General features: G+C 68.9%; 10 protein-coding genes and 2 tRNA genes. 9 read left to right on the top strand and 3 right to left on the bottom strand.

Going from position 1 to position 13,592, the window contains the following annotated elements; genetic code table 11:
* Window positions 1-23 precede the first annotated feature (23 nt).
* The 8 genes from recF (at window position 24) to ACIOJD_RS21960 (ending at window position 10,119) form a co-directional block, all read left to right on the top strand.
* Window positions 24-1,259: a DNA replication/repair protein RecF gene (gene recF / locus ACIOJD_RS21995; RefSeq protein ID WP_401916190.1), complete on the top strand. Its 1,236-nt coding sequence runs from the start codon at window positions 24-26 to the stop codon at window positions 1,257-1,259.
* Window positions 1,256-1,885 carry a DUF721 domain-containing protein gene (locus ACIOJD_RS21990; protein ID WP_401916188.1) on the top strand — a complete coding sequence of 210 codons (630 nt, stop codon included), beginning with the start codon at window positions 1,256-1,258 and terminating at the stop codon, window positions 1,883-1,885. The genes recF and ACIOJD_RS21990 overlap by 4 nt, the downstream gene beginning before the upstream one ends.
* Before the next feature lie 544 nt (window positions 1,886-2,429).
* On the top strand, window positions 2,430-4,508 hold the full coding sequence (gene gyrB / locus ACIOJD_RS21985) for a DNA topoisomerase (ATP-hydrolyzing) subunit B (protein WP_401916185.1): 2,079 nt from the start codon (window positions 2,430-2,432) through the stop codon (window positions 4,506-4,508).
* A 51-nt stretch (window positions 4,509-4,559) separates the two neighbouring features.
* On the top strand, window positions 4,560-7,232 hold the full coding sequence (gene gyrA, locus ACIOJD_RS21980) for a DNA gyrase subunit A (RefSeq protein ID WP_401916182.1): 2,673 nt from the start codon (window positions 4,560-4,562) through the stop codon (window positions 7,230-7,232).
* Between the two features lie 87 nt (window positions 7,233-7,319).
* Window positions 7,320-7,991 (top strand): DUF3566 domain-containing protein, encoded by a 672-nt coding sequence (locus tag ACIOJD_RS21975; protein WP_401916179.1) that lies wholly within the window; start codon window positions 7,320-7,322, stop codon window positions 7,989-7,991.
* A gap of 58 nt (window positions 7,992-8,049) precedes the next feature.
* Window positions 8,050-8,123: transfer RNA gene (locus ACIOJD_RS21970), tRNA-Ile, on the top strand.
* Between the two features lie 242 nt (window positions 8,124-8,365).
* Window positions 8,366-8,500, top strand: coding sequence for a DLW-39 family protein (locus ACIOJD_RS21965; protein ID WP_003958712.1), 135 nt, complete (start codon window positions 8,366-8,368; stop codon window positions 8,498-8,500).
* Between the two features lie 314 nt (window positions 8,501-8,814).
* Window positions 8,815-10,119, top strand: coding sequence for a hypothetical protein (locus tag ACIOJD_RS21960; protein ID WP_401916176.1), 1,305 nt, complete (start codon window positions 8,815-8,817; stop codon window positions 10,117-10,119).
* Between the two features lie 14 nt (window positions 10,120-10,133).
* On the opposite strand, the gene ACIOJD_RS21955 is transcribed toward ACIOJD_RS21960, so the two are convergent.
* Both ACIOJD_RS21955 and ACIOJD_RS21950 read right to left on the bottom strand, forming a co-directional pair.
* The gene (locus tag ACIOJD_RS21955) at window positions 10,134-11,618 is read right to left on the bottom strand and encodes a protein kinase (RefSeq protein WP_401916173.1); all 1,485 of its coding nucleotides are present in this window, start codon (window positions 11,616-11,618) and stop codon (window positions 10,134-10,136) included.
* 146 nt (window positions 11,619-11,764) lie between these two features.
* A complete protein-coding gene (locus ACIOJD_RS21950; RefSeq protein ID WP_401916170.1) occupies window positions 11,765-12,313 on the bottom strand; it encodes a helix-turn-helix domain-containing protein in 549 nt (182 codons plus the stop codon).
* A 186-nt stretch (window positions 12,314-12,499) separates the two neighbouring features.
* On the opposite strand from ACIOJD_RS21950, the gene ACIOJD_RS21945 reads away from it, so the two are divergent.
* A tRNA-Ala gene (locus tag ACIOJD_RS21945) sits at window positions 12,500-12,572 on the top strand.
* Window positions 12,573-12,797: 225 nt separating this feature from the next.
* Here ACIOJD_RS21945 and ACIOJD_RS21940 read toward each other — a convergent pair.
* Entirely contained in the window at window positions 12,798-13,586 is a 789-nt protein-coding gene (locus ACIOJD_RS21940; protein ID WP_401916167.1) for a heparin lyase I family protein, read from the bottom strand.
* Window positions 13,587-13,592: the final 6 nt, after the last annotated feature.

Below are 13,592 nucleotides of genomic sequence, written 5' to 3'. Positions count from 1 at the left end.
ACCGGGGAAGGCCGGCGTCACCCATGCATGTCACGCATCTGTCGCTGGCCGACTTCCGGTCCTACGCCCGGATCGAGGTCCCGCTCGATCCGGGCGTCACCGCGTTCGTGGGGGCGAACGGGCAGGGGAAGACCAACCTGGTCGAAGCGGTCGGCTATCTGGCGACTCTCGGCAGCCACCGGGTGTCCTCGGACGCGCCGTTGGTGCGGATGGGCGCGGAGCGCGCGGTGATCCGGGCGGCGGTCACCCAGGGCGAGCGCTCCCAGCTGGTCGAACTCGAACTCAACCCGGGCCGGGCGAACCGGGCGCGGATCAACCGGTCCTCGCAGGTCAAACCGCGTGACGTGCTGGGCATCGTACGAACCGTGCTGTTCGCGCCGGAGGATCTGGCGCTGGTGAAGGGCGATCCGGGCGAGCGCCGGCGCTTTCTCGACGAGCTGGTCACGGCGCGCTCGCCGCGTATGGCGGGGGTGCGGTCGGACTACGACCGGGTGCTCAGGCAGCGCAACACCCTGCTGAAGTCGGCGGCGATGGCACGACGGCACGGCGGGCGTGGCATGGACCTGTCGACGTTGGATGTCTGGGACCAGCATCTGGCGCGCGCGGGGGCGGAGCTGCTGGCGCAGCGGATCGATCTGATCGCGACCCTGCAGCCGCTGACGGACAAGGCGTACGAGCAACTGGCGCCCGGCGGCGGTCCGGTGGCGCTGGAGTACCGTTCCGCCGCCCTCGACCCCGCCGACCTCGACGTTTCCGCCGCCGGGACGTCCGCCGGGACGTCCGCCGGGACGTCCGCCGGGACGTCCGCCGGTTCCGTCCCCGGTCCCGACTCGGCGCAGGCCGCCGTGGCCGCTCATCCCCGCGACGAGCTGTACGAGCGGCTGCTCGCCGCCCTCGCCGGCGTACGCAAGCAGGAGATCGAGCGGGGCGTCACGCTGGTCGGTCCGCACCGTGACGACCTGGTGCTCAACCTGGGCCGGCTGCCCGCGAAGGGGTACGCCAGCCACGGCGAGTCCTGGTCCTACGCCCTGGCGCTGCGGCTCGCCTCGTACGACCTGCTCCGCGCCGAGGGCAATGAGCCGGTGCTCGTACTGGACGACGTCTTCGCCGAGCTGGACACACGGCGCCGGGAGCGGCTCGCGGAACTGGTGGTTCCCGGTGAGCAGGTGCTGGTGACGGCGGCGGTCGACGACGACGTACCGAGCGTGCTGGCGGGGGCGCGGTTCCTGGTGGCCGACGGCGCCGTGGAACGCGTATGAGCGGCTCGGGAGGGCCGGAGACAGGGCAGTCGGCGCGGTCCGGCCGGTCCGGCGTACGCACGTCGGCCACGCAGCCGCCCGCCGAACTGCCCGAGGGGCCCGAGGCGCCGAAGCCTCCCGAGTCGTCGGGGGTGGACCTGGCGCGGGTCGCGTTGCGCGCGGCGAAGGAGCAGGCGCGGGCGCGGGGCGCCGCGGCCCAGCAGAAGAAGCAGGCCAGGCGCGGTGGCGGGCTGCGCTCGGGATCCGGTGCCGACGGACGTGATCCGTTGCCGCTGGGGGCGGCGATCAACCGGCTGATCACGGAGCGGGGCTGGGAGACGCCGGCCGCTGTGGGCGGGGTGATGGGCCGGTGGCCGCAGATCGTCGGCGAGGACGTGGCGAAGCACTGTGTGCCGCAGCGGTACGACGACGGCAACGACGAGCGTGTTCTGACGGTCCAGTGCGATTCCACGGCGTGGGCGACACAGCTGCGGCTGCTGGCGCCCCGGCTGGTGGCCCGGCTGAACGAGGACCTCGGGCACGGCACCGTACGAATGATCAAGGTGCTGGGGCCCGGTGGGCCACCGCAGCGGTTCGGCCGGCTGCGGGCGCCCGGGAGCAAGGGGCCCGGCGACACGTACGGATGAGGGGGCGGTGTTCCCCTTGACGCGTTCGTCGACCCGCCTCCGTCGGTGCCCTGTGACGTACGACCTGGCACCCGGCCCGCACGTCGAGGCCGCACGTCGAGGCCCACGGCCCGGCGGCCTCGACGAAGACCGATTCCCGGGGCCGGGTCATGCCCCGGACCCGGCCCCCTGACCGTGGGCGTCGCACGTTCCTCCTCGGCCCCACCCGAACCGCTCCCCGCCCCCTTGCCCCTCGCCCCGTCGATAGCGCTGTGACCTGGGACGCTGTCTGGGAAGAGTGAGGCGTCCCTCACCGTAGCGGCAGGTTGACAGGCCGAAGCGCTCAATGCCGGTGTGAGCCTCTTGGAGCCCCTTCCCGAATATGGGGAGTCGGCAGGCGCTCATTCAGGGCGGCACATGCGGACTCAGGTACCGGCAAACCCCCATTCGGGTCGGCGCTACCGGTAGACTGGTGGCGAATCCCGCTGTGCTTGCGGGAACCGTCAACAGATGCTGACACATAGCCGAACGACGCAGCCGGTCCCGCTTGCTCGGAGAACGGCCTGTGCTGTGCCAGAAAGGGCGCTTCGTGGCCGATTCCGGCAACCCCAATGAGAAGACTCCGTCCATCGCCACTGGTGAGCACGGCGAGGTGACCGCCTCGTACGACGCCAGTGCCATCACTGTGCTCGAGGGCCTGGACGCGGTCCGCAAGCGGCCCGGCATGTACATCGGCTCCACAGGTGAGCGCGGCCTGCATCACTTGGTCTACGAGGTCGTCGACAACTCCGTCGACGAGGCTCTGGCCGGGCACGCGGACACCATCGACGTCACGATCCTCGCCGACGGCGGGGTCCGTGTGGTCGACAACGGCCGCGGTATCCCGGTGGGCATCGTTCCCTCCGAGAACAAGCCGGCCGTCGAGGTCGTGATGACGGTGCTGCACGCGGGCGGCAAGTTCGGCGGCGGCGGGTACGCCGTCTCCGGCGGTCTGCACGGCGTGGGCGTCTCCGTCGTCAACGCGCTGTCGTCGAGGGTCGCGGTCGAGGTCAAGTGTGACGGCTACCGCTGGACGCAGGACTACAAGCTCGGCGTGCCGACGGCACCGCTCCTGCGCAACGAGGAGACGGACGACTCCGGCACGACCGTGACGTTCTGGGCCGACTCCGACATCTTCGAGACGACCGAGTACTCCTTCGAGACGCTGTCCCGGCGTTTCCAGGAGATGGCCTTCCTCAACAAGGGCCTGACCCTGACGCTGACCGACGAGCGCGAGTCGGCGAAGGCCGTCGTCGGCGCCGACATCGCGGGTACGGACACCACCGAGAGCCTGGCCGAGGCGCCGGCCCGTACGGTGACGTACTTCTACGAGGGCGGCATCGTCGACTTCGTGAAGTACCTCAACTCCCGCAAGGGCGAGCTGATCCACCCCACGGTCATCGACATCGAGGCCGAGGACAAGGAGCGGATGCTCTCGGTCGAGATCGCGATGCAGTGGAACTCGCAGTACAGCGAGGGCGTGTACTCGTTCGCGAACACGATCCACACGCACGAGGGCGGTACGCACGAAGAGGGCTTCCGCGCGGCGATGACCGGGCTGGTCAACCGCTACGCGCGCGAGAAGAAGTTCCTGCGGGAGAAGGACGACAACCTCGCCGGCGAGGACATCCGCGAGGGTCTGACCGCGATCATCTCGGTGAAGCTGGGCGAGCCGCAGTTCGAGGGCCAGACGAAGACGAAGCTGGGCAACACCGAGGCGAAGACCTTCGTACAGAAGATCGTCCACGAGCACCTGACGGACTGGTTCGACCGCAATCCGAACGAGGCCGCGGACATCATCCGCAAGGCGATCCAGGCCGCCACGGCCCGGGTCGCGGCCCGTAAGGCGCGCGACCTCACCCGCCGCAAGGGGCTGCTGGAGAGCGCGTCCCTGCCGGGCAAGCTGAGCGACTGCCAGTCGAACGACCCCTCGAAGTGCGAGATCTTCATCGTCGAGGGTGACTCCGCCGGAGGTTCCGCGAAGTCGGGCCGTAACCCGATGTACCAGGCCATCCTGCCGATCCGGGGCAAGATCCTGAACGTCGAGAAGGCGCGGATCGACAAGATCCTCCAGAACACCGAGGTACAGGCGCTGATCTCGGCGTTCGGCACCGGCGTGCACGAGGACTTCGACATCGAGAAGCTCCGCTATCACAAGATCATTCTGATGGCGGACGCCGACGTCGACGGCCAGCACATCAACACCCTGCTGCTGACGTTCCTGTTCCGCTTCATGCGCCCGCTGGTCGAGGCCGGACACGTCTATCTGTCCCGCCCGCCGCTCTACAAGATCAAGTGGGGCCGCGACGACTTCGAGTACGCGTACTCCGACACGGAGCGCGACGCCCTGGTCGAGCTGGGCAAGCAGAACGGCAAGCGCATCCGTGAGGACTCGATCCAGCGCTTCAAGGGTCTGGGCGAGATGAACGCCGAGGAACTGCGGGTCACCACGATGGACGTCGACCACCGGGTGCTCGGCCAGGTCACCCTGGACGACGCCGCCCAGGCCGACGATCTGTTCTCGGTACTGATGGGCGAGGACGTCGAGGCACGGCGGTCCTTCATCCAGCGCAATGCCAAGGACGTCCGCTTCCTCGACATCTGAGTCGGTCTCAGCTGACGGATTCGACAAGGCCGAAAGGAACACTGACCAGCAATGGCCGACGAGAACACCCCTGACACACCCGACAACCCCAGCACCCCCGAGAACTCCGGCGTCCCCGGCACTCCCGGCTCGCCCGTCGTGGAGGAGACCGTGGAGGGCGTGGAGGGCCTGGCGATGCGTGTCGAGCCGGTCGGGCTCGAGACGGAGATGCAGCGCTCGTACCTCGACTACGCGATGTCCGTCATCGTGTCGCGCGCGCTGCCGGACGTGCGGGACGGGCTCAAGCCCGTCCACCGGCGCGTGCTGTACGCGATGTACGACGGCGGATACCGGCCCGAGAAGGGCTTCTACAAGTGCGCCCGCGTCGTCGGTGACGTCATGGGTACGTACCACCCGCACGGCGACTCCTCGATCTACGACGCCCTGGTCCGCCTCGCGCAGCCGTGGTCGATGCGGATGCCGCTGGTGGACTCCAACGGCAACTTCGGTTCTCCGGGCAACGACCCGGCCGCGGCCATGCGGTACACCGAGTGCAAGATGATGCCGCTGTCGATGGAGATGCTCCGGGACATCGACGAGGAGACCGTCGACTTCGCGGACAACTACGACGGCCGCAACCAGGAGCCGACGGTCCTGCCGGCGCGCTTCCCGAATCTTCTGATCAACGGCTCGGCCGGTATCGCCGTCGGTATGGCCACCAACATCCCCCCGCACAACCTGCGCGAGGTGGCGGCCGGTGCCCAGTGGGCGCTGGAGCACCCGGAGGCCAGCCACGACGAGCTGCTCGACGCGCTGATCGAGCGGATCAAGGGGCCCGACTTCCCGAGCGGCGCGCTGGTCGTGGGCCGCAAGGGCATCGAGGAGGCGTACCGCACGGGCCGTGGCTCGATCACGATGCGCGCGGTGGTCGAGGTCGAGGAGATCCAGAACCGCCAGTGCCTGGTGGTCACGGAGCTGCCGTACCAGACCAACCCGGACAACCTCGCTCAGAAGATCGCGGATCTGGTCAAGGACGGAAGGGTCGGCGGCATCGCGGACGTCCGCGACGAGACGTCCTCCCGTACGGGCCAGCGGCTGGTGGTCGTCCTGAAGCGGGACGCGGTCGCCAAGGTCGTACTGAACAACTTGTACAAGCACACCGATCTCCAGTCCAACTTCGGCGCGAACATGCTGGCGCTGGTCGACGGCGTGCCGCGCACGCTGTCGCTGGACGCGTTCATCCGGCACTGGGTGACGCACCAGATCGAGGTCATCGTCCGGCGCACGAAGTTCCGGCTGCGCAAGGCCGAGGAGCGGGCGCACATCCTGCGCGGTCTGCTCAAGGCGCTCGACGCGATCGACGAGGTCATCGCGCTGATCCGGCGCAGCGACACGGTCGAGACCGCGCGCGAGGGCCTGATGGGGCTGCTCTCGATCGACGAGATCCAGGCGAACGCGATCCTGGAGATGCAGCTGCGACGGCTGGCGGCCCTGGAGCGGCAGAAGATCGTCGCGGAGCACGACGATCTCCAGCAGAAGATCAACGAGTACAACGGGATCCTGGCCTCGCCCGAGAAGCAGCGTCAGATCGTCAGCGAGGAACTGGCCGTTCTCGTCGACAAGTTCGGGGACGACCGGCGTTCGAAGCTGGTGCCCTTCGACGGTGACATGTCCATGGAGGACTTGATCGCCGAGGAGGACATCGTCGTCACGATCACGCGTGGCGGCTATGTGAAGCGTACGAAGACGGACGACTACCGCTCGCAGAAGCGCGGCGGCAAGGGCGTTCGGGGCACGAAGCTCAAGGAAGACGACATCGTCGACCACTTCTTCGTCTCGACGACGCACCACTGGCTGCTGTTCTTCACGAACAAGGGCCGGGTCTATCGGGCGAAGGCGTACGAGCTGCCGGACGCGGGCCGCGAGGCGCGCGGTCAGCATGTGGCCAACCTGCTCGCCTTCCAGCCGGACGAGCAGATCGCCGAGATCCTGGCGATCAGGGATTACGACGCCGTGCCGTACCTGGTCCTGGCGACCAAGGCCGGTCTGGTGAAGAAGACCCCGCTCAAGGACTACGACTCGCCGCGTTCGGGCGGTGTCATCGCGATCAACCTCCGGGAGACGGACGCGGGCGCCGACGACGAGCTGATCGGCGCCGAGCTGGTGTCGTCCGAGGACGACCTGCTGCTCATCAGCAGGAAGGCGCAGTCGATCCGGTTCACCGCGACGGACGACGCGCTGCGTCCGATGGGGCGGGCCACCTCGGGCGTCAAGGGCATGAGTTTCCGGGAGGGAGACGAACTGCTCTCGATGAATGTCGTCCGGCCCGGTACGTTCGTATTCACCGCCACGGATGGCGGATACGCGAAGCGAACCGCGGTCGACGATTATCGCGTCCAGGGTCGTGGAGGCCTCGGTATCAAGGCGGCCAAGATCGTGGAGGACCGCGGTTCCCTCGTCGGGGCGTTGGTGGTCGAGGAGACGGATGAGATTCTTGCCATCACCCTCGGCGGTGGTGTGATTCGCACGCGAGTCAACGAAGTCAGGGAGACCGGGCGTGACACCATGGGCGTCCAACTGATCAACCTGGGCAAGCGTGATGCCGTGGTCGGCATCGCTCGTAACGCCGAGGCGGGCCGTGAGGCGGAAGAGGTCGACGGGACCGATGACCCGGTGACCGACGAGGCCGGTACGGCCGAGGTTGCCGAGGGCACTCAGCCCTCGGCAGGGGAGCACGAGGAGTAGATCGTGAGTGGAGCCACGGGCGCCGGATCGGCCGATTCCGGAGCGAACGGTGCCCGTGGCCCTGCCACGGACTCCCAGGGGGTAACGGTGACCGATACCCGGGGGCAGCAGCCCCCCTACAAGAAGTACGGCGCTGAACAGCCGAAGGCACAGCCACAGCCGGCCGCGCAGCCGTATCACCCGCCGCAGGCGTATCCCACGCCTCAGGGTGGCGGAACGCGGGGCGGACAGCAGGGTCAAAAGGGAGCTTCTGTGACAACGGCCGCATCCACCACCGCTTCTGGGGCCAAGGCTCCGGGGACCGCGGGGTCAGCCGAGACCTCGGCCCAGCCGGCCTCGGCGGGCGCCGCGGTACGCCTGCCGCGCACGGGCGCGCGGACGACCCCGCGTACCCGCAAGGCGCGACTGCGGGTGGCGAAGGCCGATCCGTGGTCGGTGATGAAGGTCAGCTTCCTGCTCTCCATCGCGCTGGGCGTGTGCACGATCGTCGCGTCCGCGGTGCTGTGGATGGTCATGGACGCGATGGGCGTCTTCTCGACGGTCGGCGGGACGATCAGTGAGGCCACGGGCTCGAACGAGAGCAACGGCTTCGATCTCCAGTCGTTCCTGTCGCTGCCTAGGGTGCTCGTCTTCACCTCGGTCATCGCCGTGATCGATGTGGTCCTGGCGACGGCGCTGGCGACGCTCGGAGCCTTCATCTACAACCTGTCGGCGGGCTTCGTGGGCGGTGTCGAGCTCACGCTCGCCGAGGACGAGTGAGAGCGCGGTATCGATTTTGGGACTGGCCCTGAAGTGCGCTAATCTTCAGGGGCAGCGCGGGGCTATAGCTCAGTTGGTTAGAGCGCATCCCTGATAAGGATGAGGCCACAGGTTCAAATCCTGTTAGCCCCACCGCGATGATCGGCCCGTACGGAGTGCATTCGTACGGGCCGATTGCATTACGGGCCACGCGCATTGTTGGGGTGGCGTCCAAGCGATTGCCTGAGTCATCCAAGTGACTCTTGCTATCAGCTGCTCTTTCTCCCGTGATCGCGACGGCAGTTGGGCCGCGGGGAGGTCACCGATCGGTATCGGTCGGTGTGTATAGTCGGGCCCCAGAAGTCCCCTACGTCAAGGAAAGACGAGGTCGCGCGGTGAAGAAGCTTCTCTTGGTCGCACTGGCCGCCATCGGCGGGCTCCTCGTGTACCGCCAGATCCAGGCGGATCGCGCCGAGCAGGATCTGTGGACGGAGGCGACCGACTCCGTGCCCGCAGGTTCGGGTGTGTGAGTCCCAGTAGCCCTGAAATGCGAGCCCCGGCCGCCGAGCGGCCGGGGCTTCGTGCTGTCCGGAGCTCGTGCTGTCCGGAGATATCGCGGAGCGTTTTAATTCGCTTACGCAAAGCATTGGCTTGCTGGAGCAAAAGCGTTGGACGGCGGGTAATTCAGGCCATGCCCGAGCTCGTGACGGGCAGGCGGCATGGAGTGGCGGGGATCCGAGGGACGCCGCAGACAGCGAGGGTGCCGCCGGGGCAGGATGGACCGGCACCGCGACCGCCGCGGCGCACGAGGGCCGAGACGGTCCGAGACGGCAAGGGGAAGCGCGTGAAGTGGCAGCGCGTGAAAGCGCGGCGCGTCGGCGTACGGCGTGGCAGGCGACGGGTGGCGGCGTGCGTGGCGGCGATCTGCGCGGTGGCGGCGCTGCCGGGGCAGGCATGGGCGGCCGGTGAGCCGAACCCGTACGTCTTCGATCCCGAGGCGCGGCCGATCACCGGAGCGGCGACCACGAGCGACGCGCGGCGGCTCGACGCCGGCGCCACCTACCGCGACTCGATCCGGCCCGGCGGCACACTGATCTACCGGCTGGATCTCGACGCGAAGACCAACGCCTACGTCTCGGCGGTGGCGGTACCCGAGTTGGGCATGGAGACCGACTACGGAGACCGGATCTCGGTCTCGTTGCAGGACCGCGAGGGCAGTGACTGCAGCTCCAACGACGCGCGGTTCGGCACCGTCGGGAAGTTCTCGCAGCCGCTCGCGGCCTATGCGTACCGGACCATCGAGGAGGGCGCGACCTCCTGCCAGGAGGCGGGACCGTACTTCGTGGTCGTCGAGCGGACCGACGAGGAATCGGCCGACTCCGCGCCGTGGGACCTGGAGATCCGTCATGTCTCCGAGCCAGGGCTGGAAAAGGCCGGATCCGGCCCCTCCGAAGCGCCCTCCGAGTGGCCAAGCGCCTCCCCCGCGCCGGTCGGCGGCGAGCCGCGGGCGCGCGAGGGCGGCACGAGCTTCTACGACGCCGCGGGGGTGAGCGACGGCGAGTGGACGGCGAAGATCGAGCCGGGAGCTTCGCTCTTCTACAAGGTGCCGGTGGACTGGGGACGGCAGCTCTTCGCGAGCGCGGACCTGGGCAGTTCCGGGGGAGAGGGCTTTGTCAGCGGAGCGCTCGCCGTATCGCTGTACAACCCGGCGCGCGGGTTCGTCGACAGCGCCAACTCGGTCTCGTACGACGGAAAACAGAAGACGACGGCGCTCGATCCGCTGCCACCGGTGGCGTACGAGAACCGTTTCGGCTCCCGCACGGGTGACAAGGACATGCGGTTCGCGGGCTGGTACTACCTGAAGGTCGCTCTCCACCCCGAGGTGGGCGAGAAGTTCGGCGAGAAGCCGTACGGACTGACCCTGCGGGTGGACGTCAGGGGGCAGGCGACGAGCGGTCCGGGGTACGACGGGCCCGCCGGCGACTTCGCCGTGACGGACGACGACCGGGACGTGGCCGCGGACGGGCCGGAGAACGACACGATGGTGCTGGTCGCGACGGGCGGGATCGGCGCGGGCACGGTGCTGGTGCTGGGGCTCGGGGTGTGGACACTGCTGGCGCGGCGGTACGGGCCGCCCCGCGCCGGGTAGCCGTCGGGCGGGTCTCAGATCTGGGTCAGCGCCCAGAAACCCACCGCGAAACAGGCCAGCGCGAGCAGCAGAACCGGGACCGTCACCTTCGGGGGCGGTCCCGGACGTGTGTGCGGGGCGCGGTGGGCCGGTGTTCGCGGGACCGGAACGTGCTGTGGGCTCTGCGCGGTGTACGGACGGGTGAGGGCCTGCTCGTGGGGGACGGAGGCTGTCTCGGCCTGCGACAGGGGCGGGGGCGTCGGGGGTGCCTGGACGGGGGGCGCCTGGACAGGGGGTGCCGGTCGCGGCGGGTGTGGAAGGGCGGCGGGTGGCTGCTGTTGAGGGGCCGGTCGTGTGCTCGGCGGTGGAGGGAGGTGGAAGCTGCCGGTCTCCGACATCGGGAGGGCGGCGGACGGTTCCCGTACGGATGCCCCGCCATCGGTCGGCTGCGCCAGGCGCGGGTCGGTGTACGGGGCCGAGGGGCGGTGGCCGGGCTGTGGATCCACGACGGAGCCGGCGGGATTGGCAGGGCCGTTGGGGCCGGTGGGGTTGACGGGGCCTGCGGGACCGACAGGGCTGGTGGGGCCGAGTGAGCCGGTGGGACCGGAGGAGCCGGTGGGACCGGTGGGATCGGCGGGAGCCGCGGGGCCGGACGGGCCGAACGCGGAAGGCAGTGGACCGATCTGGTCGAAGACCTCGACCGGCTCGTCGTCGATATCCGGCTCGGGAAGCAGCTCCACGGCCGACGTGAGCGCCTTGCGGGCTCCTGTGGCCGTACGGAACCGAGCGTGCGGGTCGGGCTGCAACAGGCCCGCCAGCACCTGCCACAGCGGCTCAGGGATGCCCTGAGGCGCTCCCGGGGTGCCGTGCGCGACGAAGTGTTCGACCAGGGCCTTGGCGTCCGGCTTCCGGCCCTGGAGCAGATAGAGGGCGACGAGACCGACCGCGAAGAGATCGGCGGGGAAGTCGGGTTCGTGGCCCATCATCTGCTCGGGCGCGAAGTAACCGGGTGTTCCCACCACGTAGTTGGTCTCCGTCAGGCGCGGCTCGCCCTTGCGCATCGAGATGCCGAAGTCGGACAGGCGGAGGTGGGGACGCGCCGATCCAGTGGCCTCCAGCAGGATGTTGGCCGGTTTGATGTCGCGGTGCACGACGCCCTCCGCGTGCACCGCGGACAGACCGGACAGCAGCTGGTCGAGCAGGGTGCAGACGAAACGGGGAGGCAGCGGACCGTAATCGCCTATGAGATGCGCCAGCGACCCGCCGCTCACCAGATCCATGGTGAACAGCACCTTGTCGTCGTCCGCGGCCCAGCTGGCCGGGGCGAGGACATGGGGGTGATCGATCCGCAGGGCCTGTTCCCTGACGAACCGCAACAGGGCGTGCGCGTCGCTCTGTTGGAGGACCTTCGCCGCCACATAGCGTCGGCGCCGGTGGTCCCAGGCACGCCAGACGGCGCCGACACCACCACGGCCGATCGGGTCGATCAGCTCGTACCGCCCCGCGAAGACCTCACCCATTGCGCCGCGCTCGCTCCCAGTAGTCCCGTACGGAGGCCTGCCCGCCGCCGTACCCAGCCTTCCAGCGCCCCCGCTGTGTCCGGATCCCCCGTCCAGATCCCCCTTCCCCGGATCGCTGCGTGCCACGATGATCCGGGAAGCGGGAACTAGCTCTGGTGGGCCTCGTAGTGGGCGACCGCTTCCGCGGTGCGCCCGGCGCCGTAGACCCTGAGGAACTCTGCCAGTTCGGGCTGGGTCGCGGCGAGGGTGTCCGCCGCGTCGATGATGTCCCCGGCCCCGGCGACCGACCGCAGCAGGGACTGGATCTCGCGAACCACCCGGCGCACGGTGGGCGCTCCCGAAGTGTTCGTCGTCTGGCCGGTGCTGGTGAGAACCGAGCCGCCCTGGGACTTCTTGATCTCCGCCATACGGTCCGTGGCCTCCCCGGCACTGACGCTGCCGTCGGCGACCTGACCCGCCAGATCCTGCAAGGCCTGGACCCGCTGGACGACCGCGGGATTGCCGATCTTGGCACGCTGACCGCTCATCAGCTGAGAGAGCATCGGTGCGGAGAGCCCCAGCACCGCGGCGAGCCGGGCCTGGTTCAGGCCCAGATCATCGATGAGACGACGGAAGAGCGCCCCCAGCGGCTCTCCGTACCAGCTCCGCTGAAGCTCTCTGGCTCTGGCGGTCGATTCCTGTTGAACTGCATCCATGCGCGTCTCCCCATCGCTTCCCCAATGCGGCAGCTTCGCTGCTGCGAACCTCGTGGGGCATCTTACGGAGAGTGGTCGCGCACGGGGAGCCCCAATCGTTTTGCGGGATCACGGGGTACACCCGGTACTCTGGTCACCGGTGATGGACGAGCCGCTGCTGTCGCTCGGCCGTATCCATCCCGTTCCGGGGCCTTAGCTCAGTTGGTAGAGCGCTGTCTTTGCATGGCAGATGTCAGGGGTTCGACTCCCCTAGGCTCCACTCTTCACACCTCCTCCGACCTGCGGAAACGCGGTTTGAGGAGGTGCTTTTTTGTGTGGACACGTCAACGTGCGCTGTTGATGCCGGGGAGCCGGGGCCCGTGCCCCGCCGGGTCCTGGCTCCCCGGCGGCGGGCTCGGGTGTCACCGGTCCGGGAGCGCGGACGTGACGACGGCGAGGACGATGGTCGCCCCCTCGCTCGCGCTGCCGCACGGGACCCGTCCGGTCAGACGAGCTGGTAGCCGCGCAGATTGGTGAGCGGGAGATAGCAGTCCTGGAGGGACCCCGAAGTGTCGCCCAGGGAGCGGTAGATGCCCCACTTCGGACGCACCCGGTCGGCGAGGAAGGTGTCGACGCCCGTCTTCGACGCTTCGACGACGGTGGTCGAGCCGCTCTTGAGGATCCAGCGCACCGAGCCGGCCGAGCCGTTGCCGATCTTGATCTGGAAGTCGACGTCGGTCCATTTGTCGTGCAGCGGGTCGAGGCTGGTGCGGCCCACGAGGGTGTCGCTCTCGAACAGCTTGAGCTCGATGGTCTGCGCTCCGTTCACCCGGCGCAGGGACTGCACGACGATGGGGGAGCCGCCGGAGCCCGGCTGCTTCATCTGCATGATGTGGGTGAAGGTGGTGGTGGCCTTCAGGGAGCTGGGGATGTACATCGAGTACGTGATCCGCCAGGTCTGGCCCGAGGTCCACTTGAGGTAGTTGCCGCCGCTGCCGTTGCGCAGACCGGTGACCTCCTGGCGCTGGCGGTCGGTGGAGGTGTCCCGGTCGGCCGTGTGCATGTTGAAGCGCCAGTTGTTGCCGGTGGCGAAGATGTGCGGCCGGCTCGATGTGTGGGAGCCGGCGCGGTCGTCCTCGATGGTCTCGAAGGCGCCGAGGCCGTCGCCGCTCGCCGACGGCGCCCACTTCTGCTGCCAGGAGGCGGCGTGCGCGACGCCGGGCAGGCCTTTGGCGGTGGCCGCCGCGGCGCCGCCGAGTGCGGCGCCGAGCAGGGTCCTGCGGGATGTACTCATGACTGA

This window comes from Streptomyces sp. NPDC088116 (assembly GCF_044741745.1).
Classification (GTDB): domain Bacteria; phylum Actinomycetota; class Actinomycetes; order Streptomycetales; family Streptomycetaceae; genus Streptomyces.
Note: the sequence above shows the minus strand (reverse complement) of the source record. Positions and strands in the feature narration are given on the sequence as shown.

Bases quoted from the DNA above. Each gene is read 5' to 3' on its own strand.
- ACIOJD_RS21940 (WP_401916167.1), bottom strand. From the start codon at position 13,586: ATGAGTACATCCCGCAGGACCCTGCTCGGCGCCGCACTCGGCGGCGCC.
- gyrA (WP_401916182.1), top strand. From the start codon at position 4,560: ATGGCCGACGAGAACACCCCTGACACACCCGACAACCCCAGCACCCCC.
- ACIOJD_RS21990 (WP_401916188.1), top strand. From the start codon at position 1,256: ATGAGCGGCTCGGGAGGGCCGGAGACAGGGCAGTCGGCGCGGTCCGGC.
- recF (WP_401916190.1), top strand. From the start codon at position 24: ATGCATGTCACGCATCTGTCGCTGGCCGACTTCCGGTCCTACGCCCGG.
- ACIOJD_RS21955 (WP_401916173.1), bottom strand. From the start codon at position 11,618: ATGGGTGAGGTCTTCGCGGGGCGGTACGAGCTGATCGACCCGATCGGC.
- ACIOJD_RS21950 (WP_401916170.1), bottom strand. From the start codon at position 12,313: ATGGATGCAGTTCAACAGGAATCGACCGCCAGAGCCAGAGAGCTTCAG.